The 21,056-nt window shown below is 39.1% G+C and carries 21 protein-coding genes and 3 pseudogenes; 13 read left to right on the forward strand and 11 right to left on the reverse strand.

Annotated features, from left to right (window positions below; genetic code table 11):
* A pseudogene (locus C200_RS16900) lies at nucleotides 1-313 on the forward strand (IS701 family transposase); the annotation flags it as partial.
* Nucleotides 314-366: 53 nt separating this feature from the next.
* Here the strand turns inward: C200_RS16900 and C200_RS16515 are convergent.
* The 8 genes and pseudogenes from C200_RS16515 to rdgB form a co-directional block, all read right to left on the reverse strand.
* A complete protein-coding gene (locus tag C200_RS16515; RefSeq protein ID WP_257129636.1) occupies nucleotides 367-489 on the reverse strand; it encodes a hypothetical protein in 123 nt (40 codons plus the stop codon).
* A gap of 106 nt (nucleotides 490-595) precedes the next feature.
* Nucleotides 596-2,542, reverse strand: a complete 1,947-nt coding sequence (locus C200_RS16105; protein WP_016210704.1) for a protein kinase family protein — start codon at nucleotides 2,540-2,542, stop codon at nucleotides 596-598.
* Nucleotides 2,543-2,970: 428 nt separating this feature from the next.
* A pseudogene (locus C200_RS15390) lies at nucleotides 2,971-3,136 on the reverse strand (transposase); the annotation flags it as partial.
* A 60-nt stretch (nucleotides 3,137-3,196) separates the two neighbouring features.
* On the reverse strand, nucleotides 3,197-6,259 hold the full coding sequence (locus tag C200_RS06645) for an efflux RND transporter permease subunit (RefSeq protein WP_016210702.1): 3,063 nt from the start codon (nucleotides 6,257-6,259) through the stop codon (nucleotides 3,197-3,199).
* On the reverse strand, nucleotides 6,256-7,320 hold the full coding sequence (locus C200_RS06650) for an efflux RND transporter periplasmic adaptor subunit (protein ID WP_016210701.1): 1,065 nt from the start codon (nucleotides 7,318-7,320) through the stop codon (nucleotides 6,256-6,258). Before C200_RS06650 ends, C200_RS06645 begins: the two co-directional genes overlap by 4 nt.
* 355 nt (nucleotides 7,321-7,675) lie before the next feature.
* Entirely contained in the window at nucleotides 7,676-8,629 is a 954-nt protein-coding gene (gshB, locus tag C200_RS06655; protein WP_016210703.1) for a glutathione synthase, read from the reverse strand.
* 31 nt (nucleotides 8,630-8,660) lie between these two features.
* Nucleotides 8,661-9,824, reverse strand: coding sequence for a radical SAM family heme chaperone HemW (gene hemW, locus C200_RS06660; RefSeq protein ID WP_016210700.1), 1,164 nt, complete (start codon nucleotides 9,822-9,824; stop codon nucleotides 8,661-8,663).
* Between the two features lie 5 nt (nucleotides 9,825-9,829).
* Complete coding sequence (gene rdgB / locus C200_RS06665; RefSeq protein WP_032126484.1) at nucleotides 9,830-10,429, reverse strand: RdgB/HAM1 family non-canonical purine NTP pyrophosphatase; 600 nt, start codon at nucleotides 10,427-10,429, stop codon at nucleotides 9,830-9,832.
* Nucleotides 10,430-10,616: 187 nt separating this feature from the next.
* Between rdgB and purE the strand changes: the two genes are divergently transcribed.
* Entirely contained in the window at nucleotides 10,617-11,117 is a 501-nt protein-coding gene (gene purE, locus C200_RS06670) for a 5-(carboxyamino)imidazole ribonucleotide mutase (protein WP_016210697.1), read from the forward strand.
* Nucleotides 11,118-11,134: 17 nt separating this feature from the next.
* Nucleotides 11,135-12,223, forward strand: a complete 1,089-nt coding sequence (locus C200_RS06675; RefSeq protein ID WP_016210706.1) for a 5-(carboxyamino)imidazole ribonucleotide synthase — start codon at nucleotides 11,135-11,137, stop codon at nucleotides 12,221-12,223.
* On the opposite strand, the gene C200_RS16520 is transcribed toward C200_RS06675, so the two are convergent.
* A complete protein-coding gene (locus tag C200_RS16520; protein WP_282916174.1) occupies nucleotides 12,220-12,354 on the reverse strand; it encodes a hypothetical protein in 135 nt (44 codons plus the stop codon). The genes C200_RS06675 and C200_RS16520 overlap by 4 nt on opposite strands.
* A 147-nt stretch (nucleotides 12,355-12,501) precedes the next feature.
* Here C200_RS16520 and C200_RS06685 point away from each other — a divergent pair, with 147 nt between their 5' ends.
* A complete protein-coding gene (locus C200_RS06685) occupies nucleotides 12,502-13,746 on the forward strand; it encodes a hypothetical protein (RefSeq protein ID WP_016211099.1) in 1,245 nt (414 codons plus the stop codon).
* Nucleotides 13,743-14,585: a shikimate dehydrogenase gene (gene aroE / locus C200_RS06690; protein ID WP_016211097.1), complete on the forward strand. Its 843-nt coding sequence runs from the start codon at nucleotides 13,743-13,745 to the stop codon at nucleotides 14,583-14,585. Before C200_RS06685 ends, aroE begins: the two co-directional genes overlap by 4 nt.
* On the opposite strand, the gene C200_RS06695 is transcribed toward aroE, so the two are convergent.
* Nucleotides 14,565-15,374 carry a substrate-binding periplasmic protein gene (locus tag C200_RS06695; RefSeq protein ID WP_016211096.1) on the reverse strand — a complete coding sequence of 270 codons (810 nt, stop codon included), beginning with the start codon at nucleotides 15,372-15,374 and terminating at the stop codon, nucleotides 14,565-14,567. The genes aroE and C200_RS06695 overlap by 21 nt on opposite strands.
* Before the next feature lie 202 nt (nucleotides 15,375-15,576).
* Between C200_RS06695 and C200_RS06700 the strand changes: the two genes are divergently transcribed.
* The 8 genes from C200_RS06700 to C200_RS06735 all read left to right on the forward strand — a co-directional run bounded on the left by C200_RS06700 (nucleotide 15,577) and on the right by C200_RS06735 (nucleotide 20,900).
* Entirely contained in the window at nucleotides 15,577-15,780 is a 204-nt protein-coding gene (locus C200_RS06700; protein WP_230383338.1) for a hypothetical protein, read from the forward strand.
* Nucleotides 15,781-16,731, forward strand: a complete 951-nt coding sequence (locus tag C200_RS06705; RefSeq protein WP_016211100.1) for an energy transducer TonB — start codon at nucleotides 15,781-15,783, stop codon at nucleotides 16,729-16,731.
* A 55-nt stretch (nucleotides 16,732-16,786) separates the two neighbouring features.
* Nucleotides 16,787-17,338, forward strand: coding sequence for a YqgE/AlgH family protein (locus C200_RS06710; RefSeq protein ID WP_032126371.1), 552 nt, complete (start codon nucleotides 16,787-16,789; stop codon nucleotides 17,336-17,338).
* Nucleotides 17,339-17,464: 126 nt separating this feature from the next.
* Nucleotides 17,465-17,887 carry a Holliday junction resolvase RuvX gene (ruvX, locus tag C200_RS06715; protein WP_016211105.1) on the forward strand — a complete coding sequence of 141 codons (423 nt, stop codon included), beginning with the start codon at nucleotides 17,465-17,467 and terminating at the stop codon, nucleotides 17,885-17,887.
* On the forward strand, nucleotides 17,853-18,626 hold the full coding sequence (locus C200_RS06720) for a hypothetical protein (RefSeq protein WP_230383339.1): 774 nt from the start codon (nucleotides 17,853-17,855) through the stop codon (nucleotides 18,624-18,626). The genes ruvX and C200_RS06720 overlap by 35 nt, the downstream gene beginning before the upstream one ends.
* A gap of 42 nt (nucleotides 18,627-18,668) precedes the next feature.
* On the forward strand, nucleotides 18,669-19,367 hold the full coding sequence (locus C200_RS06725) for a YggS family pyridoxal phosphate-dependent enzyme (RefSeq protein ID WP_016211103.1): 699 nt from the start codon (nucleotides 18,669-18,671) through the stop codon (nucleotides 19,365-19,367).
* A gap of 10 nt (nucleotides 19,368-19,377) precedes the next feature.
* On the forward strand, nucleotides 19,378-20,202 hold the full coding sequence (proC, locus tag C200_RS06730; RefSeq protein WP_032126370.1) for a pyrroline-5-carboxylate reductase: 825 nt from the start codon (nucleotides 19,378-19,380) through the stop codon (nucleotides 20,200-20,202).
* Nucleotides 20,203-20,531: 329 nt separating this feature from the next.
* On the forward strand, nucleotides 20,532-20,900 hold the full coding sequence (locus tag C200_RS06735; protein ID WP_016211108.1) for a hypothetical protein: 369 nt from the start codon (nucleotides 20,532-20,534) through the stop codon (nucleotides 20,898-20,900).
* Here the strand turns inward: C200_RS06735 and C200_RS16905 are convergent.
* Nucleotides 20,895-21,056 (reverse strand): annotated as a pseudogene (locus C200_RS16905) (IS701 family transposase); the annotation flags it as partial. The gene C200_RS06735 and the pseudogene C200_RS16905 sit on opposite strands and share 6 nt — an antisense overlap.

A 21,056-nucleotide genomic window follows, 5' to 3' on the forward strand; every position in this document is an offset into this window, starting at 1 on the left:
GTCAACAGGTCACCTCTATTTAATAACAAATGATTTAGAGACGGATGGTGATGGGCTTTACAAAATCTATCAAAAACGATGGAAAATTGAAGAATATCATAAGTCGATTAAATGAAATGCAAGTTTAGCATAATCACCAACTAAAACTGTTCGGTCACAATGCAATCATATTTTTGCATCAATCGTGGCATTTTGTAAACTAGAAACATTGAGTGTAAAAGCACAACTTAACCACTTTGCACTCAAATATAAATTACTTGTGCGGTCAAATCAAATAGCTTTTGAAGAGCTTAGGCGATTAAAATGTTTATGACCTGTGCGTAAGGTGAGTAAATAATGATAATGGGATGATATTCTTTATATACACTATAAAATAGAATGAGTATGGGGAATCGTTGAGTGATGAACTTGGATGCCACGCTCTGCCATTAGTTTTTCGATGTCATGATAACTAAGGGTGTAAGCAATATACCAACGGATCGCCGTCATAATCATATTTTTTAAAGTGACGACCGCTGAAATTGATCATGATTACAGCTTGAGAAAAAGTGACACGCTAACATGATGCGCAAAATGCGATAGAACCATTAATAGCTTATGATAATAACTGATTAATACTTTGATACACTTCTTGTGTTTGCGAATCCCGATATGATAGCCATAACATACTCGGCAGATTTGCTTGTGGAGTTGTACCTTTAGCGTGAGATTCAGTTTTCCATTTCTCTACAACAACACTCCACAAATTACCAATTCCTGTTGGGACTGTTTTTTTCTCTCCTTTAAAAATAATATCAACCCCAACACCAAGTACTCCACGCACCAGAAGTTGATTAGCTGCAATTTTTTCAGAAAGTTTTTTGTAGACTGCATGTAGCTTAAGCATGCCCGGAATATTGTCATCAAAAGTAGTAGGGGCATCAACAAGTTTTTCAATAAAGCGATATAGATCCAAGCCAAAAGCTTCTAGGTGCTGACAGCGCTGCTCAAATTGCTGAGGATCATCAAGTATTACTTGAATATATTTTGCTGCATTTAGCCCACAGTCCTTTAAGCGCCGGTAGCTTAGCATAAACTGCCTTGGCGTTTGAAGTACTTTGTCAATATGTTCACGCTGATTAAGGCCAAGGCGATTCAAATCTAAGAATACCTCTGGGTATTTTTCAAATTGAGTAATCAATGCAGGATTATCAAGTATTTTTTGAATATAAATTGGCTGCTTAAGAGCAAGATTTTTTAATTTCTGACCGTTTTGCTTAAATTGTGTAGGGTTGTCCAGTATTTTTTGTAGATATATTTGAGGCTTAATTCCTTGATTTTCTAAATATTTATAACTTTGAGCAAATTGCCGAGGGTCAGCAAGTAATTTTTCTATATATTTTCCTTTGTATTGATCCTGATCAAGTCCAGCTTGAGTAAGCATTAAAAATTCAGGTTTATACTTTTCAAAGTGTTTAATAAAATCTGGCTCATTAATTATTTTTTGCACATACACCAGTTGATTAAGCCCTATAGACTCTAAGCGCTGATATCTTTGCGCAAATACATGGGGCTTAGCAGATACTATTTGGCGGTTGCTGTGCGTGTCTAAATCATATTTAAGCAAAATCAAATTACACAACACATCAAGGGCTGATACTTTTGGTACGCTACCCCTTTGTGTATATAATAGGCCAGCTAATGAGACACTCTTCGATAAAACATCCTCCTTAAAAACCCACTGAATGTCAGAAGTTGGAGTATCACACTTTCTCTGCCTATTTTCTCCCACAGCTTTGAAATATTTAGGTAGATATAAACTTCGTAATAATGCAAGGACATCGAGCGCCTCTTTACTCATTCCCTGCCAAACATCAGGCAAGTAAGTTATAGAGCCTTTGCACTCAGTAAGCTTTCCTGGCAACTCTTCTGAAAATCCATAATTAATTAAATAAACAGCGCCTTCACCATTAATACAAAAGTTTGCCGGTTTTAAATCCAGGTGTGCATATTGTTCATACTGTCGTGAATAAGTCCCTGCATGTAAGTGGTAAACAGCGCGTGCCATTTTAATGGCTAAATCATACTGCAATTCTTTTGTAAGATTGTTTTTAACTAAGTAGTGATCTAGAGAGGTTCCTAAAAAATGATATACTTGATAAAATTTGCTTTGACCTTTAAATGGTTTCTTTGCTTGGCCCAGGTCAAGTGCAATCTCACTTTCTTGTGAGTTTTCGGGGATTTCTTCAGACTCTTTGATCACCCACATTCGACCATTTTTTGTCTGACCAAAAGTGACCTGACTAAAACTTCCTTTTCCTAAGATATCACTATTTGATTTGACAAAAATCTCGCCCTCACCTCCTTTCAAGTAACGATGTGTTAAATAAATATTTTCTTCTATTCCAGGAACTTTATAGGCTGTTTTTTTATTGCCAGATTTGGGATTTATTTGTACTCCTGCCGAAGTATCTTTTAAATAATGTTCGGCAACTTGCCATTCAAGGTGCCGTTGTTCTTCGGCTGATCGCCCATCTTGAGCTTGCCAGATAACGTGTGGCATACGATGTACCTATACTCCCAGATTCACACTAACGTCTAAATCTAAAATAAAAAGTTTTATTTAGATTTACATGAAAAACATAAAAGATACAACAATAAATTAATCTAACCTTATTTGTAAATTTGCATCAATATTTAAGAATAAAATCAGTTGGTGATTGATTATAATATTAATGTTTATATGGCGATCTTCAATTAGCACCGGACACTTAAATTGAATATAATAGTGCTTTGTTTTTAAAGTGAAATTTAAAATAATATGCGTCCCTATAATTTAGCTTTAAGGGAGCGAGCAGTCGATGCTGTTAAACAAGGTGACCTTCAGCCAAAACAAACTATCAAAAAGCGCACTTTTATATTACCGCTGATTTGGAATCGTTTAAAGCCTATGTTGAGAAGCACTCCAGTCAAACTTAAGAAGAATAATCTACGGTTGTTCGTTGTTGCCTGGCTAAGTTTATAAGTTTAAAGGTCATCAGCTCTCTCATACCATTTGCAATCAGATGAAGCTTAAAATCATAGAACCAATCCATCGTTGAAGCGTATTTTTAGCCAGCCCTTTAAAGACTCTATTTTGATGACTACGCTTATGATGGTGACGTTGATTTACATAAAAAGCTTGCAGTTTATTACCGCGCCTGGTAATTCCTTAGCTTTAGCTTTGCGCTTCTTCACTCCTAGCGTTTGATAAGGCTGGTATGCGGTTCGTTGAAAATAAGCTGTAAAATACTGGAACAACCACTAAAGTACACAATGTGCCGAATACTAAACCACCGACAATAACTATACCTAATTGCATCCGGCTTTCTGCTCCTGCACCTCCATGAAAAATCAAGGGTAAAGCACCTAATACCATCGTCATGGTCGTCATTAAAATAGGTCTTAAACGTAATTGTGCAGCTTCTAAAATGGCTTCAAACTTATCATATCCTTCAGCTAATTTTTTATTGGCAATATCAATAATTAAAATCCCATGTTTACTAATTAATCCAACCAGCGTAATTAAGCCAATTTCACTAAATAAATTCAGTGACCCCTTGGTGAGACTTAACGCAAATATTGCACCTGCCATAGCAACAGGTACTGCAGTTAATATAATCAAAGGCTGTATAAAACAGCCAAACTGTGCAGCTAAAAATAAATAAATAAAAATAATCGCTAGAATAAAATTCTCAGCCATATCATTTTTAGAAGATAAAAAGCTTTTAGTTTGACCGAAAAATTGATAACTCACATCATCGGGTAAAAATTTATTGCATATTGTACTAATTTTGCTAATCGCATCACTCATTGATACACCACTTTTTAAATTAGCCATAATATGTAGCGAATGTAGTTGATTATAGTTAGCAAGTACCGTCGGTTCCGTTGACTGTGTGATATTAACTAGCGTTGAAACTGGCACCATTGTATCAGATGCTGTTTTAACATAAATATTTTGCAGGTCACTGAGTTGAGCTACATGATTAGGCAAAGCCTGTAAAATAATATCATAAGGGTAACCATTGTAATAATAATCACCGGCTTGATACCCCCCCATTAATACTGACAATGTATTTGTCACTTCAGCCGTGTCCACACCTAAATCAGCAGCAAGCGCCCGATTTACTTGAGCACGGTATTCAAAATTATCCCATTTCACATTCGTCGTTACTCCCTGAAGGCCTGGAGCATGTGCTAAATTTTTAAGCAGATCTGTCGCCACTTGATTTAAGTACTGATAACTCCTTGGCGTCATCAATACAAGCTCCAAGCTAAAGCCACCTTGTCCATCAATTCCTAAAGGCGGTGGCGGTGCGATCACTGCATTAATCCCAGGGATCTGGCTTAACTTCCCTGCAAGTTGTTGTGAAATTTCTTCTTGTGACTGTTTTCTTTCTCCCCAAGGCTTAAGGAGTAAAGTTGCCTGACCTTGGCTAGTATTTGGCTCTCCACTATTTATCAAAAAATGACTCACATTACTTTGCTTGGCAAATACAGCTCCCAATGATTTTACATGAGATTGCATATCACTCGCACTCACATTTGTCGGACCATTAAAGTGAATATTAATATAGCCTTGATCTGTAACTGGTGCTAACTCGCTGGGCAACTGACGATAAGACCCATAACCTGCTATCAAAATAAAGATAAAACCTGCAATAATAACCTTTCTATGACTTAAACAGTAAGATAAAATAAGCCGATAACGTACTGACAAATAATTGAGTACACTGCTTATATTTTGTTGAAATTTGTTTTCTTTCTCACTCAACCAATAAGCACACAACATCGGCGCTAAAGTCAAAGCCACAAGACTAGAAAGAACGACAGCAATAATCAAAGTCAAGGCAAATTGCCAAAAAAGCTGCCCAGTTAAGCCTTGACTTAATCCTAATGGCGCATACACGGCAACGAGTGTTAAACTAATTGCAATAACCGGCCAAACCACCTCATTTGTCCCTTTAAATGCGGCCTGACGTGCGGGTAAACCTGATTGGATATAGCGATAACTGTTTTCTAAAATAACAATGGCATCATCGACGATTAGGCCAATGGCTAATACTAAAGCGAGTAAACTAATAATATTCAGGGTAAAGCCAAAAAGATAAATAAAAAAGAAAGTGCCAATCAAACAAATTGGTAAGGTAAGTAATGGGATTAAACTTGCCCTTAATGAACCTAAAAAAATAAAAACAATCAAAACAACAAGAGCTGCCGCCACCCAGAGGGATTCATACACACTATCAATCGATGATTGTAAAAATAAACTTAAATCATAGGCAACTTTAATGCTCATACCTTCAGGCAAATGCTCTTCAAGCATCTTCACACTTTGATACACTGATTGAGCAACTTCTAGCGGATTCGCATTACTTGCAGGCACAACACCAATACTCACACCCTTTTTGCCATCATAAGTGGAAAAGGACTGATTATTATCCGACCCTAAGCCTACAGAGCCAATATTATCAAAACGAATATTTTTATTTTGGCTATGGCTAATAATGAGATGATTAAAGTCATTGACTCGATTAATGCGTGCATCAGGAATCAATGGGTAAGTTCGGCTTGTTGTTTTTATTTCGCCGTTTTGACTCAAGGTATTTTGGCTTTTTATTGCATTAATCACATCCTCAACAGTCACCTGCAACGTAGCCATTTTTGCAGGTTCCAGCCACATCCGCACAGCATAATTATGACTCCCTGAAGCGTTGACTGTTGCCACACCGGAAATACGTTGTAACTGTGGTTGAATATAACGTTTAATATAATCAGTTAAATAAGTAATATTATGTTTGTCATCAGCAATAAACACACTAATAATCGGTGTTTCATTAGGGTTTGCCGCATGGACTTCGGGACCAACAATACCATGCGGTAAACGGCTTGAAACCTTGGCCAAGGCATTACTAATCTCGTTGACTTTCTGATTGATATTAACGCCGTGCTTAAACTGCAAAAGCACATCACTCACTCCTGGCTGACTGCTAGACTCGACAAAATCAACTCCGGTTAAATTGGCAAGTTGAGCTTCAATCACTGCACTGACTTGGTTCTCCATGTAAGATGCACTTGCACCCGATAAGGTCGTATGAACACCTACTTGCGGTAGAGAGATATTAGGGTAACCTGTAATTGATAAACGAGTATAAGCAATTAACCCTAGTAAAATAATCACCAGAGAAATAACAACGGTGATCACTGGATTTTTAATACAAAAATCTGGAAGACTCAAATACTTGCCTCCGAATGAATAATTTGCACCTTATCACCGTCCTTTAGTTTTTCTTGCCCTGCAGTCACGACCCTTTGCCCCGGCTTTAAGCCACTAAGAACAGTGGCATAATGGTCATGAATTTGGCTAACTTGCACCAATACAGACATCGCGCGGTTATGATCGTCAATAAGGTAAACACGCTCTCCATCGATCACAGGCATTAATGCTATTGTTGGAATCAACAGCTGTTTTATTTTTTTACCAATATTTTGCTGTATTTTAACATACATTCCTGCAGTTAATTTATGATCTGGATTATCAATCAGCGCTTGAACCAATACGGTATTGGTATCAGCGGCAATAATTGGAGAAATAAACTGGGTATTCCCTTGAAATAAATGGTTAGGGTAAGCATCACTTGCAACGGTAACTACTTGCTGAGTTCTTAGCTGAGGGTAGTACTCTCCAGGGACATTGTAACTTGCTAGAAGCTGCTCAGTATCGACCAATTTCACCAACGTGCTTCCAGCATCGACATAACTACCAACGACAATTTGGCTCTTTCCCAATCGACCAGAAAAAGGTGCTTTAATCACCGTTTGAGCAATTAGCACCTTCAGCTTATCCATCTCTGCCTGATAACTACGTAGATTAATATAAGCCGCTTCTAAATCTTGATCACTCACATCACCAAATTTTTTCAAATACACAAACCGCTTATAACGCTTATCATAGGCTGCATACTTTGCTTGTGCTGATGACAGATCCGCCTGATAAACACCATCATCTAGCTTCACGAGTACAGTACCCTGCTGAACACTTTGACCGCTATGAAAGTAGATATGCTTTACAAGTCCAGCCATTTGACTTGCAATCTCAACTTGATTTTTCGCTTTTAGTAAGCCATTCAAAGAAATGGTATTTGACGATAACTGGCTTCTTACAGGTGCTACAGTCACTGTAACCTTAGAATAAGACTGAGCAGGTTCTTGCGCCTTGCTAGGCCAATAGATAAAAAATATTACTGCAGCACAAATAACAATGATCAAACTATGCAAAAGCAGCTTTGAGTAACGCACAAAGTCCCCTATTCTATATTTCCAAAAACAACATTTATCACACAACACTTTTTATACCACTTTTAAGCCATATCACCAAACAGAGCGGCGGTAATGAGTGTTTTGACATAGTGCTCTGCAATGTGGTCAGCATTTACTTGCACAGTGCCATTTTTTTAGCTTGATAAGCAAGGTAATGAATGAAAATTTTGTTTTTATATTTTAAATACATAGGAAAATATAGCTAATATAAATTAATTTATATTTAAATGAATTTTATTTAATAGTTAACTAATATTGTTAATAAGTAAATTAAATGACTGGCTAATGAATAGCCAGTCTACTAAAATAGGTTAAAAGTATAGTTTTTATTTAGTTAATTTTTAACTTTTGTTTCAATAACATCAAAAAGTGTGGCTAAAATATTATCACTATATTGTGCATCAAGTTGGCGTACACAGGTGGGGCTGGTCACATTAATTTCTGTTAAATAATCACCGATAATATCTAAACCGGCAAATAACACACCTTTTTCTTTAAGCATGGGGCCAACTGTTTGGGCAATTTCTAAATCGCGTTCGCTTAATGCTTGGCCGATACCTGTGCCGCCGGCGGCAAGATTAGCGCGGCTTTTATCATCTTTTGGAATGCGTGCTAGGGCATAAGGGTAAGGGCTGCCATTAATGATTAAAATGCGTTTATCGCCATATATCACTTCAGGAATAAACTTTTGTATCATTAATGTTGTACTGTGATTTTTGCTAAGGGTATCTAAAATAACCTCAAGGTTAGGATCGCCTTTTTTTACTCTGAAAATAGATTCTCCACCCATTAAATTAAGAGGCTTAATTACTATTTCATCATGTTGATTTGAAAATTTAATAATTTGAAGTTTGTTTTTTGTAATTAATGTTGGTGTGCAGAATTTGGCATAACGGCTGATAGTGAATTTTTCATTCAAATCACGCAGACTTTGTGGTTTATTGACGACCAATACACCTTGAGTTTCTAATTGCTCAAGCATATAGGTGGTATAGATATACTCTAGATCAAATGGTGGATCTTTACGCATGAGTATAACGTTGAGTGTACTTAAGTCTAGTGTTTGTTCTGATTCTATTTGATAAAAATCATGAGGCTGGTCTTGTACGGTTACTTGCTGGCAATGGGCATAGACTTTACCATTAGTGCTATAAAGTGCATGTTGTTGAATGTAGGAAATATCATAACCTCGTCGTGAGGCTTCTAGCATCATGGCAAAACCGGTGTCTTTTTCAGGCATTACCTGATTAATATCATCCATGATAATGCCAAGCTTAATGTTACTCATGAGGGTCTCCTTTTGAAAATGACTGTAGCATTTAAATAAATTTTTCAAGCAGGCTATTTAAAAACTGCCTGCCCTTAAAGCTTGTGCAGATTGTATCTGGATTTGCACTTAATAAATCTTGTGTTTGTAATTGAGTTAATTTGGGCTGAATGGTGCTGAATGCTAATCCTGTACGTGCAGAAAAATAGCCTGTTGGTACACCCGTAGTTAAACGCAGTGCATTCATCATAAATTCAAAAGGTAAATCTTCAGGCTTTATTATTTGTGATCCTGCCAGTAAATTTTGTTTTGAATCTAGATAGGCTTTGGGGTGTTTTAGTTTCCAGCGTCGCGTAATGTTATTTTGCTTAATTGATGTAATTTTACCATGGGCACCGGCACCGATGCCAAGGTAGTCACCAAATTGCCAATAATTAGTATTATGTTTGGCTTGATGTTGATCTTGACTATAAGCAGAGATTTCGTATTGGTGTAACCCTTGCTTTTTTAATAACTCTTGACCTGTTAACTGCATCTGCCAAATGGACTCATCATCGGGTAATTTAGGCGGTTGGGCATGAAATAGCGTATTGGGCTCAAGAGTAAGTTGATACCAAGATAAGTGAGGAGGTTTTAAAGCAATCGCTTGCTTTAAGTCGGCTAAGGCTTGGTTGTGAGTTTGTTTAGGTAGGCCATACATAATATCGATATTAAAGCTGTTAAAGCCGGATTGATGAGCAATATCGATGGCTGCAAAGGCGTCTTTGCTGTCATGTACTCGCCCTAAATTTTTTAATTGACTATTGTTAAAGCTTTGAATGCCGATAGATAAACGGTTAATACCCGCATGATTATAATCAATAAAACGTTGATATTCGAATGTGCTTGGGTTGGCTTCTAGAGTGATTTCCATATCATTTTTAAATGGAATTAAGCTTTGTATTTGGGTCAATAAATCATAAATAGAGTTTGGAGAAAATAAACTTGGAGTGCCGCCACCGATAAAAATACTGCTTAAAGCACGTGTATTATTTGGATTTGAGTTTGATAGATTTTCAAGCTCTAGTTTTAAATCTGTAATTAAACGTTGGATATACTCTGCTTCTGGCAAATCACCGCGCATCGGGTGCGAGTTAAAGTCGCAATACGGGCATTTTTTTATACACCAAGGAATATGAATATAAAGTGATAGCGGAGGTAATGCAGTAATTAACATGAGTGTTAGTTATTACTGTATTTTTTCTTTAATACATTCACTAAATTAGTGAGTGCATGGCCGCGATGGCTAATTTTTTGCTTCACTTCAGCAGGTAACTCAGCCGCGCTGCATTGATGAGTCGGCACCCAAAAAATTGGGTCATAGCCAAATCCACCCGTGCCTTGGCGTTGATATAAGATATTACCGCTCCAGCGGCCATGACAGATAATTGGGCAAGGATCTTCTGCATGTTCCATATAAATCATCACGCTGTGAAATTCAGCTTGGCGTTCGGTTTTATCTGCAAGCTTTGCTAAAACTTTATCAATATTCGCTTTATCTGAGCGTGCTGCACCGGCATAGCGAGCGGTAATAATCCCTGGGGCGCCGTTGAGTGCAGCAACGGCTAAGCCTGAATCATCGGCAATGGCCGGTAAGCGTGTGTGTTGGCAAGCATGGCGTGCTTTGATTAAGGCATTTTCAACAAAGGTAGCTGCATCTTCGACGGCATCAGTGAGATTAAAGTGGCTTTGTGGAATGATCTGTAAGGGAAGATTGCTAAGTAAAGGCTCAATTTCACGGATTTTACCAAGGTTACTTGAGGCAAGAACCACTTGTTGCATGATCACTCCAAAATAATAGCGCGAGAATTACAGTTGATTAAGTTATGCAGTGTACTGCAATTGCTGGGCTGACGGCAACTGTTGGCAAGGCATTGTGCTTTGAGCGCTAGGTGTTTTCATGTATGATTGGGCCTGCTTTAGTCTATGCAATAGTCAGTGTCATTTTGATACAATCAGGAGGGTGATGATGAATGAATCTCAAGCGTTAGTCGGCGTCATTATGGGCTCAAGTAGTGATTGGGAAACCATGCAGCATACGGTGCAGATGTTGCAGCAATTAGGTGCCCGGCATGAGTATCGTATTGTTTCAGCACATCGTACGCCTGATTTGCTCTTTGATTATGCGAGTACAGCTAAAAAGCGGGGGCTGCACGTGATTATTGCTGGTGCCGGTGGTGCTGCTCATTTACCAGGGATGGTTGCAGCTAAAACATCATTGCCAGTATTAGGCGTACCAGTACAGTCTAAAGCACTAAACGGGATGGATTCCTTGCTCTCGATTGCACAGATGCCAGCAGGCATTCCGGTCGGAACTTTGGCTATAGGTAAGGCCGGCGCGATCAATGCAGCTTTGCTGGCAGCAAGTATCTTAGCTAACCATGATGAAAAAATAGCTGATGCACTTACAGCCTTTCGTCATCAGCAAACAGCAAATGTACTGGCTGATTCATTGCCGCAAGAAGTGTAATTTAAGGAGAATTAACTGTGAAAACTTTAGGGGTGCTAGGGGGTGGGCAGCTTGCTCGTATGCTGGCTTTAGCTGGTTATCCTTTAGGAGTCAAAGTTATTGCTTATGAGCCGACGATGGCAAACTCAGCCAGTGATGTCACTGATGTAGTGCGAGGGAGTTTTACTGATGAAAAAAAGCTTAAGCAGTTTGCTCAGCAAGTGGATGCGGTGACAGTAGAAACTGAGAACATTCCAGTCACGGCAGCTCAGTATATTGCTGATTGTGTTGATTTTTACCCATTGTTAATGGCTTTAGAAATTGCCCAAGATCGCTTGCTAGAAAAGCAGTATTTAAATGAGCTAGGCATTAAAACAGCGGGTTTTGCGGATATTAACAGTGAAGATGATTTAAAGGCCGCTGTCGATGCGCTGGGCTTGCCATGTGTGTTGAAGACACGTCGTTTTGGTTATGATGGCAAGGGGCAATACTGGTTACGTTGCCAAGATGATCTGGCGCGGGCGTGGCAGGATATGGGTGGGCAGCCGTTAATTCTAGAAGCTGCTGTTGGCTTTGACTTTGAAATCTCGGTGATTGGTGTTAGAGATCAGCAAGGTCATATTAAAGTGTACCCGATCACTGAAAATACGCACCGCAATGGTGTATTGCATGTATCTAAGGTGTTAGATAACTCTGCTTTACAACAGCAAGCGGAAGGGTATATAGAGCGTTTGCTGGATAAGCTCAATTATGTTGGTGTACTAACCATTGAATTTTTTTCATTACAGGGTGAGCTAATTGCCAATGAAATTGCCCCCCGTGTGCATAATTCAGGGCACTGGACGCTCGATGCTGCGGTAACGTCACAGTTTGAGAATCATTTGCGTGCGGTGTTAGGTTTACCGCTAGGCGAGGTTAGTGCACTAGGACATGCTGCAATGATTAACTGTTTAGGTACCATGCCTAAGCTTGAAGAGGTGTTAAGCCTATCGGATCAGGCTCGCTATCATTGTTATGGTAAGTCAGCACGGGCTGGGCGCAAGGTGGGCCATATTAATTTGTGTTTGGACTCTGCAACTTTGCTGGCAGAACAGTTACAGTGCTTAGAATCTCGCCTTTTTTGCTAACATTTTAACAATAAGCCAAAGCAGCGCATTCGCTGCGAGCCATGGAGTGCTAAGCAAGGCACGTAACGCTGTGTGACGCGGACAGCCGAGGGTTTATAGTCGTCGCGTTTTGCTCGGCGATTTTGCATCATTGGATGTGCAAAATACCTACCGAGGTAGCGACGCTTACGTTTTATTAAAACTATTGGCTTTATTGGCGATTTTTGCTGCTTAGTCTTAGTATTAAATTAGAATTAAACGGATTTATAATTCAGCGGGTAGACTAGAGGGGAGTTAGCATGGACGCGATAATAGCTAAGGAAAGTGAGCATGAGCCTGTTGATTGGCTGGGCATAGAGACTTTTTCGCGTAAAGGTGGGCGCAGTAAAGCGTCGGTTGCTGATTGCTTAAAAAGTGTAGAATTACATGCGCAACAGGGTCAGGTTTTATTGGGCGAGCTGTCTTTATTGCCTTTGCTTGAGCATTATATTGAGGATGCCAAAGATCGTTTAGGCCGCAAGCTAAGTCAGTCAGCCTTGGTATTATTGCGTGGCAAAGTGATTTATCCGAGTCAGAGCATCGATACCCAGCATTTTGATGTTAACGCCTGGTCTGAGCAAGCACTTAATTTTTTGCAACATGAATATCAAGAGAGCTTGCGCTTAGTACTGTTAGTTGGGGAAGCGCTTTATTTTTATGCATTTCCTGACTGTGACGAGCAACGCAGTTTTAGTTTAGCAGATTGTCATCGCGGATTGCGTGCGCAGGAGTTAGTTGATCGTTCTTTGACTGATTATCGCAAACAGCAACGCCATTTGATGCGTGTGGCTATGGCAGAGTTAAACCAAGAGTATGTTAAAGCGGTATTATCATCTTATAGCATTATGCAAGAAGGCAATCTGGATGCGTCGCATGGTCTTGTTTATAGTCGCCAGAGCTTAATTGAGCAAGTAAGTCAAATTGAAGGGCGTTTGCAAAAATTAAATGATGAGCAATGCCGGCTGACCAGTGCGTTGGCTGTTATTTGTGTGGATGTGAAGCGTTATCAACATACCCTGCTAGCTTATGAGCACTTGCTTGAGCAAAAAAAGAAAATTGAAGGGGAAGTCCAAATTGTTAGTAATCGTGTTAAAAGCATCACTAAGGAAGATCGCTCTTTTTGGGGAACACTGAGTTATTTTTTGGCAGTGCTAGCTGGAAATTCACATACGATTAAAGAAGAGCGCAGCTTATTGGCTGAGCTTTTTCGTGAGCTAAATGCAGTTGATGAAACGTTGCACAATAGCGAAGAGCAGCTGAAAAAGGTGCTGCATGATCAGCATCAAGCGATAGTTTGGGCAAAGACACAACAAGAGCTGGATAAAGACCCCGCACTTGAAGGTGTGTATAATCGCTTTAGGCAGTTGCAGTATTACCAGGCGAAGCTTAAGCGTGATGAGCGTCAGTGTCAGCAGCGTGCAAATCAACTACAGCGTGCTTTGCAGGTATTAAGCCAGCAAATGAACAAACAAAATGAATCAAATGGTTTAGGGGAAGTTGGATGAAAAAATTCGCTGTTGTCGGTAATCCGATTGCGCATAGCTTATCGCCTTTTATTCATGAAGGATTTCGTGAGCAAATACAGGGTGAATATTATTATGATAAGATTCTTGCACCCTTAGATCAGTTTGAGGCGACGATTCAGTCTTTTTTTGCCCAAGGAGGTTGTGGTCTTAATGTGACGTTACCTTTTAAAGAAGAAGCGTATCGTTTGTGTGAGCACTTAACGATGGGGGCAAAAACAGCAAAGGCTGTTAATACCTTGGCAATGAAAGAAGGCAAGCTTTGGGGGCATAATAGCGATGGTATTGGTCTGGTGCGCGATTTGACGGTGAACTTGGGCTTGATGATTTTAAGTGCACGGATTTTAGTCTTAGGTGCAGGAGGTGCTGTGCGTGGTATCTTAGGGCCGCTGACGGTGATGGCACCTAAGAAAATTGTGATCTGTAATCGTAGCTTTGACAAGGCTGAGCAGTTGGTTAAAGAATTTCAAGTGACTGAGGGTATCTTTCAAGCGGCTGCAGTGGCAGAGCTTGAAAATTTAGGTGAGTTTGATCTAATTATTCACGCAACCTCCGCTGAATTATCGGGAGGGGAGCTTGATTTACCGGCTAGTTTAGTAGGTTCGCAGACAGCCTGTTATGACTTATTTTATAATCAACAGGAAACTGCATTTGTGAGTTGGGCGCGTCGTTCAGGTGCTAAAGCTGCTGAAGATGGTTTGGGGATGTTAATTGAGCAAGCTGCAGAGTCAGCAAGCTTTTGGCATGATTGTGATATCAGTGCAAAAGCGGTGATTGATACGGCTAATAATGAGCGTGAGCTATTTTTTGCTGGCAAGTAGTACGCCATATTTTTTCTCTACCTGCTCAGTGAAGGTTTGATCATTGAGCACTGTAGCTAGAGATGCGTTAAACTGAGCAATAGTTGCTGCTTTAACGCTTTTTTTAGGAAAACCGACGCTATATTGTATATCCGCAACTTTCAAACGATAGTGAACATTTTTTAGTTTTAAAGAATTAATTAAATATTCGCCAGTGATTTTATCAGCAAGGACTGCATAGTTTTTAAAGTTATTTTTATTTGAATCACTAAAACGCTTAAAGCTATTTTCGATATCTTGATCAATATAAAGTATGCTGTTAGGAATATCCTGGCTAAGCTGCACTAGTTGGCGCATTAATTCACTTGGACCGTGTGTGGCTAGTTTAAAACCTTGCAAATTACGAGTTGAATCTATATTCTTTTTACTTTTATAAGTGAAAAAACCAAATTCACTGTTAATAATTGGTTTTGAAAACTTTAACCAGTTTTCTGATGAGGAATTTTTAACTGTTGGGAAAAAGCCAGTGGTACGATTATTTTGAGTCATCATAATAGAAAAATTCCACGGTACAAAGTGGAAAAAACAGTCTTTACGCATTTGAGTGCAGGTTGCTAAAATGACATCATGCATGGGGCCTTCTGGCCGGTCAGTACTACCTGTGCTATAGGGTGGAAATTTCCCCGTGGTAAAGTTTAGCAGTTGGGCTTTTGCTAAAACTAAATTGGTGTTGATAGCTATTAATGTAGTGATTTTTATAATTATTTTTATTGGTTTTATTTTTAAATGGCTTAATGTTGATATATTCATATTAATTTATCTTTAATTTATCTTTAATTTATTTAATATCTTTATTTATTAAGTTAAAAGTTAATAATTTTATTTATTTTTTTACTTTTAATTTTAATTGGCCTGTTGTTAATTAGTATAACGGTTATGAAGGATTTGCAATGGATTGGCCTGGCATGGTTAGTGCATTGTCTGAAATATGAAGCTCAATTTGGGGTTTGCTATGCTGTTACAAGAGCGCATTGGCCATATTAAAAGTGAAATTTTATGGATTAAAAATGCAGATAATGTGTTGATGGAAGTACAAGATTATAAAGACTGGCTATTGAATCAAGGCTATGAAATTATTGGCACCGAACCATTACAAGCACGCTTAAATCGTGAAGGTAGGTCTTACGTTGAGGTGATTGTTCGTAAAGTAAAATAAATGCCATACGCTTATTCTGCACGGGTTGCCTCACGTGTTTTACTCGCCTGCGATCATCATGTTAGCGCACGTTTACTCTATGCTTTCGCAGTTGCTATTTTTGTTTTTACTGCGCTTTCTATGCTTTTTTTTACGGCTGTGGTTGATGTTAAAACGCGCCAACCGCCTGCAAAAATTTTAGATATCAGTTTAGTTGCAGAGCCGATCAAGCGCTTGGAAAAAGAGCAGAAAAAGCCAGTGACTCCAATAAAAGCCCAAGCAGTGGCACGTGAGCTGTTATCGGGTAAAGTTAAACGGGCTGCGGGTAATGCCACCGCTCAGATGGGTGTCGCAATGAAAAAAAAGAGCCTGGCCGAGCAGCCTTCTGAACGCCCTCAGCCAATTCGTCGTGCACCGACAGCACTGAGCGAGGCTGAGCATGTAGCAAAGCAGCAAGCACAGACGCTTGTATCTAAACCTAAATCTTCATCTCAACTCGCAGCGAAAAATAAACTTAATAGTAATAATCAACATAAAGTGACGAGGCAAGCTAAAGCAAGGCTTAAAAAATCACAAATAAATTCAAGCTCATCTGTGCCAGTAGTAAAACAGATGCGTGGCTTACAGCATAATTTACCTGTGGCGACACTGAAAGATGAAGATGCGCTTTATTTATTGGCTTGGCGGCATCAGGTTGAGGCCGTTGGCAATCGTCTGTATGCAAGAACCCGTCATCCAGGCTTAGCAGGTAAGTTGCGCTTACTGGTTGCAATTAACCATAATGGCGGCTTGCGGCATGTGGTTGTGAAGCAAAGTTCTGGAAATCAAGCGCTTGATGATTTTGCCATTGAAATTGTTGAACGTTCAGCGCCTTTTGCACCATTAACTGCAAATATGCGTCAGCATACGGATATTCTTGAAATCACACGTCTTTGGCGATTTGAGCTTGGAGATCGACTGAATATGCAGTGAGCCGCCTATACTTTAGGTTAGGCTCTGCGATGATGGGAGGTGGCTCTTGAGCGTGATGATCCTAGTCGACCATTTTCTAGTGGCGATGCCGCATGTTGAAGATCCGAACTTCTCACAGTCGGTGATCTATATCTGTGAGCATAGTGAAAAAGGTGCGATGGGAATTATGATTAATAAGCCCATTGGTCTAACCCTGGGCGAGCTGTTGAATTATGTCGATATTAGTTGCAAGTCACCGAAAGACAGCCAGCTGGAAGTTGTTGCCGGTGGGCCAATGCAGCAAGAGAGTGGCTTTATTCTTCACCCAACAGAAGAGGTCTGGCAAACAACATTGCATATTAATGAACATATTGCTGTGACCTCCTCACGTGATATTCTCGAGGCGATCGCCTTGGGTCAAGGGCCTCAGCATATCCTACCAGCTTTAGGTTATTGTAGTTGGGGCGCTGGTGAGTTGGAGCAAGGTATCTTTGACAATCTTTGGCTCTGTGTGCCAGCGGCGACGCCGTTAATTTTTGATTCACCTTTTCAAGAGCGTTGGCAAGCGGCGGCAAGCTTGATTGGTGTGAATCTCTATCAGATATCTTCTGATGTTGGTCGTGCTTAATCTTAATTCTACTATATCTTAAGTCTTACATTTAACTCGAATCTGCTATGATAGGATAGCTTTTTAGTAAGCGTATTTGCGCTAGTTAATCGTTATCGGTGATCAGAAAGACGCAAGGGCAGTATTTTGGCAAGAGAGCAGATAGTTTTAGGTTTTGATTTTGGTATGAAGCGTTTGGGGGTGGCCGTGGGTCAGACCTTGTTGCAAAGTGCCAACCCATTGGCGGTATTGAAAACACGTGACGGTATTCCGACATGGGATGAAATTGCTAAGTTAATAACAGAGTGGCAACCTAATTATTTAATTGTTGGTCGTCCTTTGCATATGAATGGACAAATGATTGACCCGATTAGTTATGCTGCTCGTAAATTTGCTAATCGTTTGCATGAGCGCTTTAAACTACCGGTGATTCAAGTCGATGAACGTTTATCTTCTATAGAGGCTAAATCACGTTTGCAACGTCAGGATCAGTTAGATTCGATGGCTGCGGTGGTCATTATAGAAACTTGGCTGCATGAGCAAGATCAAGGTCACAGTGACGGTGAGTAATTTATTAGCAAAAATCGTTGCGATTAAGCCTGCGGGTAAAGAATATAGCTGGTTAAGACTCGCATTAGCTGATAAATCCATCGATCTTTTTGGAAAGTGCTTAACCTGCCATATACATAATCAAGGTGATACTTTAGAAGGTATTATTTTAAAATGTGCTGCGGATCGGCTCAGAGTGGATGTGCTTTTCAACGCGAGTTCTGAATTTTTTGAAGATAAGAAAAACAAAGAAAATTATAGTTTTACTATAAAAAATAGTGACTGTAATGGCGAGTTGTTAGATAAATTTTATAAGGTTAATGGCTCGTCTCGTTTAGATTCTCGCTACCATTTAATTTTAGTACCTAAAGCAAGTTTACTGATGGGTTTGGCATTAGCCTTGGCTCACAGTGATCAAGGTCAGCAAGTATTAGCTAAGACATTATTTTTATTTGAGAGCGATCAGTTACCACTTGCAATTCGACCATCATTGCGCGTTATTATGGGGTTGCCCAATTATGTGATTGGTAACTTTCAGGTATTAGAAGATTGTGGTATTGCTGCACGTATTGCCTGTATAAATGAAGAGATTGGTTGTTATGAAGGGAATTTGCTGAGCATATTTAATGACTATGTATCGTATTACTTTAAGCATTATTCTGCTGATAATCTAATGATTACGCTATTACCCGGTGCATCAGCGCCGCTGCAAGAAAGACTGGGTATGCTTAATGTTAAGCCGATAAATAAAATGAGTTAAGGCTAAGATTAATATTAATATTAATATGGAGTATTTAAATTAATGGTAATTGCCGATAATTTAGCTGATATTCATCAGCGTATCGATGCAGCGATGATTAAATCAGGGCGCAAAGATCGGCCAACATTGATTGCAGTTAGCAAAACGCAGCCCGTTGATTTAGTTGCGCAAGCAATGACAGCTGGGCAGTGTGACTTTGGTGAAAATTATTTGCAAGATGCATTGCTAAAAATAAAAGAATTATTTTTATACTCTAGTGATGGCGAAAATAAAAAAATTAACTGGCATTTTATCGGAGCATTACAAAGTAATAAAACTCGCCAGATTGCGGAGCATTTTGATTGGGTGCATACGGTAGATCGCTTGAAAATAGCAGAACGTTTAAATGACCAGCGCCCGGAGTATTTGCCTGCGTTAAATATTTGTCTTCAGGTGAATTTGGCTGCTGAAGAAACAAAATCAGGGGTAATACCTGATGAATGTTTAATATTGGCAGAGAAAATTGCGCGATTGCCGAGATTATCTTTGCGGGGCTTAATGGCAATACCAAAAAAATTAGTGGGTTTTGAGGCTCAATATCAGCAGTTTTTACAGTTAGCTCGGTTGCGTGATGACTTAGTGCAGCAGGGGTTAGTAATTTCTGAATTATCGATGGGTATGTCTGCAGATTTAGAAGCGGCGATTTGTGCTGGAGCAACGATGTTAAGAGTGGGCACAGATATTTTTGGTGCTCGAGATTAAAGGGGAAAAAATGAACAAAGTAATTGGTTTTATTGGTGGTGGTAATATGACACGCAGTCTTGTTGCCGGATTAATTGCAGATGGTTATACGGCATCAACGATCTGGGTGGCAGATCGTAATGTCGAGAAGTGTACTTTATTAACAGAACAGTTTGGTATTAATGCCATTAATGACATTTGTCAGGTTATAGAACAAGCAGAAATTATTGTCTTTTCGGTAAAGCCACAAGGTTTAAAAGCGGTGATTGCAGAGTATGCAACACTGATTCAACAAAAAGAGTGCCTAGTAATCTCTGTCGCTGCAGGAATTACCACACGGATGTTACAGCATTGGCTGGGGGAGTCTGTGCCAGTTATTCGTGCGATGCCAAACACACCGGCTTTGGTGCGCAGTGGTGCAACGGGTTTATATGCTGGCACTACAGTGACAGAGTTACAGCGTGAGGGTGCTGAGTCACTGATGCGTGCGGTGGGCTTAGTTTTATGGGTGAACTCTGAAACTGAGTTTGATGCGCTGTTATCACTCTCAGGCTGTGGGCCTGCGTATATTTTTCTCGTGATAGAAGCGATGGCAAAAGCCGGCATTAAAATGGGATTAGAGCAACAGTCGGCACATTTGTTGGCCATACAGACAGCCTTAGGTGCCGCACGAATGGCATTAGAAAGTGATGAGCAAATTGATATTTTGCGCCAACAGGTGATGAGTAAGGGCGGGGCTACTGCAGAGGGTGTGAAAGTACTAGAGCAAAGTGGCATTTATGAAATTTTTGAAAATACATTATCTGCAGCTAAAACACGTGCCGAGCAAATTAGTTTTGAGTTTGGCCAAGACTAAAAAATTAAATAATTTATATAAATAAATAGAGCACTTAGAAATAAAACTTAGTTTTTTTAAAGTTATTTAAATTTTTAAGTGCTGATTTGAATCATTTAATTAATATATATTTATCTAGTTATCTAAGGATGATAATTTTTATATTATTATAATATATATGTTGGGGAGTAAAAGGTTAGTTAAATAATTTTGATATGATCTTTTTTTATTTTTGGCTGAGATAAACCTTTCATAAAAATAGTCTTGTTTTTTCAATAACAGCGGTGTTGCTCTCACTATATTATTTTTTTGCATAATTGTAATTATTGTCAGTAAGAGAGGTTGAAGAGATGAAGTTAAATTATCAACAATTAAGTGATTTATCTGAGTATTTTACTAACATTAATAATGATGAGAATATTGAATATTCTGTTGATAGTAATCCGTTAGGAATCACAAAAAAGAATCATGAATTACAGTTTACTATGGAAGAAAGCCTTAGTAAGGATGATCTAAAGGAGCACTGGGAAAAGTATTGTCGAAAATATAACTTATCATTTGATGAATCGTTATTTATTGAAACTCCCTCATCTAGTCCTAACCAACCAGAAATGAAGCAGCAAAGTTTTATGGAGGACAATAATATTGGAGAAGAAAAAGAAAGAAATTTTCAGCAAGAAAATAGTTTTTATACAACTCACCTTACGCACAGGTCATAAACATTTTAATCGCCTAAGCTCTTCAAAAGCTATTTGATTTGACCGCACAAGTAATTTATATTTGAGTGCAAAGTGGTTAAGTTGTGCTTTTACACTCAATGTTTCTAGTTTACAAAATGCCACGATTGATGCAAAAATATGATTGCATTGTGACCG

It is taken from the genome of Piscirickettsia salmonis LF-89 = ATCC VR-1361, from assembly GCF_000297215.2.
In the GTDB taxonomy this organism is placed as follows: Bacteria; Pseudomonadota; Gammaproteobacteria; order Piscirickettsiales; family Piscirickettsiaceae; genus Piscirickettsia; species Piscirickettsia salmonis.

What these genes read in the sequence shown, in the direction of transcription:
- proC (WP_032126370.1), top strand. Translation starts at nt 19,378, where the DNA reads ATGAACAAAGTAATTGGTTTTATTGGTGGTGGTAATATGACACGCAGT.
- C200_RS06710 (WP_032126371.1), top strand. Translation starts at nt 16,787, where the DNA reads ATGATCCTAGTCGACCATTTTCTAGTGGCGATGCCGCATGTTGAAGAT.
- C200_RS06705 (WP_016211100.1), top strand. Translation starts at nt 15,781, where the DNA reads ATGCCATACGCTTATTCTGCACGGGTTGCCTCACGTGTTTTACTCGCC.
- C200_RS16520 (WP_282916174.1), bottom strand. Translation starts at nt 12,354, where the DNA reads ATGATGCAAAATCGCCGAGCAAAACGCGACGACTATAAACCCTCGGCT.
- C200_RS06685 (WP_016211099.1), top strand. Translation starts at nt 12,502, where the DNA reads ATGGACGCGATAATAGCTAAGGAAAGTGAGCATGAGCCTGTTGATTGG.
- C200_RS06720 (WP_230383339.1), top strand. Translation starts at nt 17,853, where the DNA reads ATGAGCAAGATCAAGGTCACAGTGACGGTGAGTAATTTATTAGCAAAA.
- C200_RS16105 (WP_016210704.1), bottom strand. Translation starts at nt 2,542, where the DNA reads ATGCCACACGTTATCTGGCAAGCTCAAGATGGGCGATCAGCCGAAGAA.
- aroE (WP_016211097.1), top strand. Translation starts at nt 13,743, where the DNA reads ATGAAAAAATTCGCTGTTGTCGGTAATCCGATTGCGCATAGCTTATCG.
- rdgB (WP_032126484.1), bottom strand. Translation starts at nt 10,429, where the DNA reads ATGCAACAAGTGGTTCTTGCCTCAAGTAACCTTGGTAAAATCCGTGAA.
- gshB (WP_016210703.1), bottom strand. Translation starts at nt 8,629, where the DNA reads ATGAGTAACATTAAGCTTGGCATTATCATGGATGATATTAATCAGGTA.
- C200_RS16515 (WP_257129636.1), bottom strand. Translation starts at nt 489, where the DNA reads ATGACGGCGATCCGTTGGTATATTGCTTACACCCTTAGTTATCATGAC.
- hemW (WP_016210700.1), bottom strand. Translation starts at nt 9,824, where the DNA reads ATGTTAATTACTGCATTACCTCCGCTATCACTTTATATTCATATTCCT.
- C200_RS06725 (WP_016211103.1), top strand. Translation starts at nt 18,669, where the DNA reads ATGGTAATTGCCGATAATTTAGCTGATATTCATCAGCGTATCGATGCA.
- C200_RS06735 (WP_016211108.1), top strand. Translation starts at nt 20,532, where the DNA reads ATGAAGTTAAATTATCAACAATTAAGTGATTTATCTGAGTATTTTACT.
- purE (WP_016210697.1), top strand. Translation starts at nt 10,617, where the DNA reads ATGAATGAATCTCAAGCGTTAGTCGGCGTCATTATGGGCTCAAGTAGT.
- C200_RS06695 (WP_016211096.1), bottom strand. Translation starts at nt 15,374, where the DNA reads ATGAATATATCAACATTAAGCCATTTAAAAATAAAACCAATAAAAATA.
- C200_RS06700 (WP_230383338.1), top strand. Translation starts at nt 15,577, where the DNA reads ATGCTGTTACAAGAGCGCATTGGCCATATTAAAAGTGAAATTTTATGG.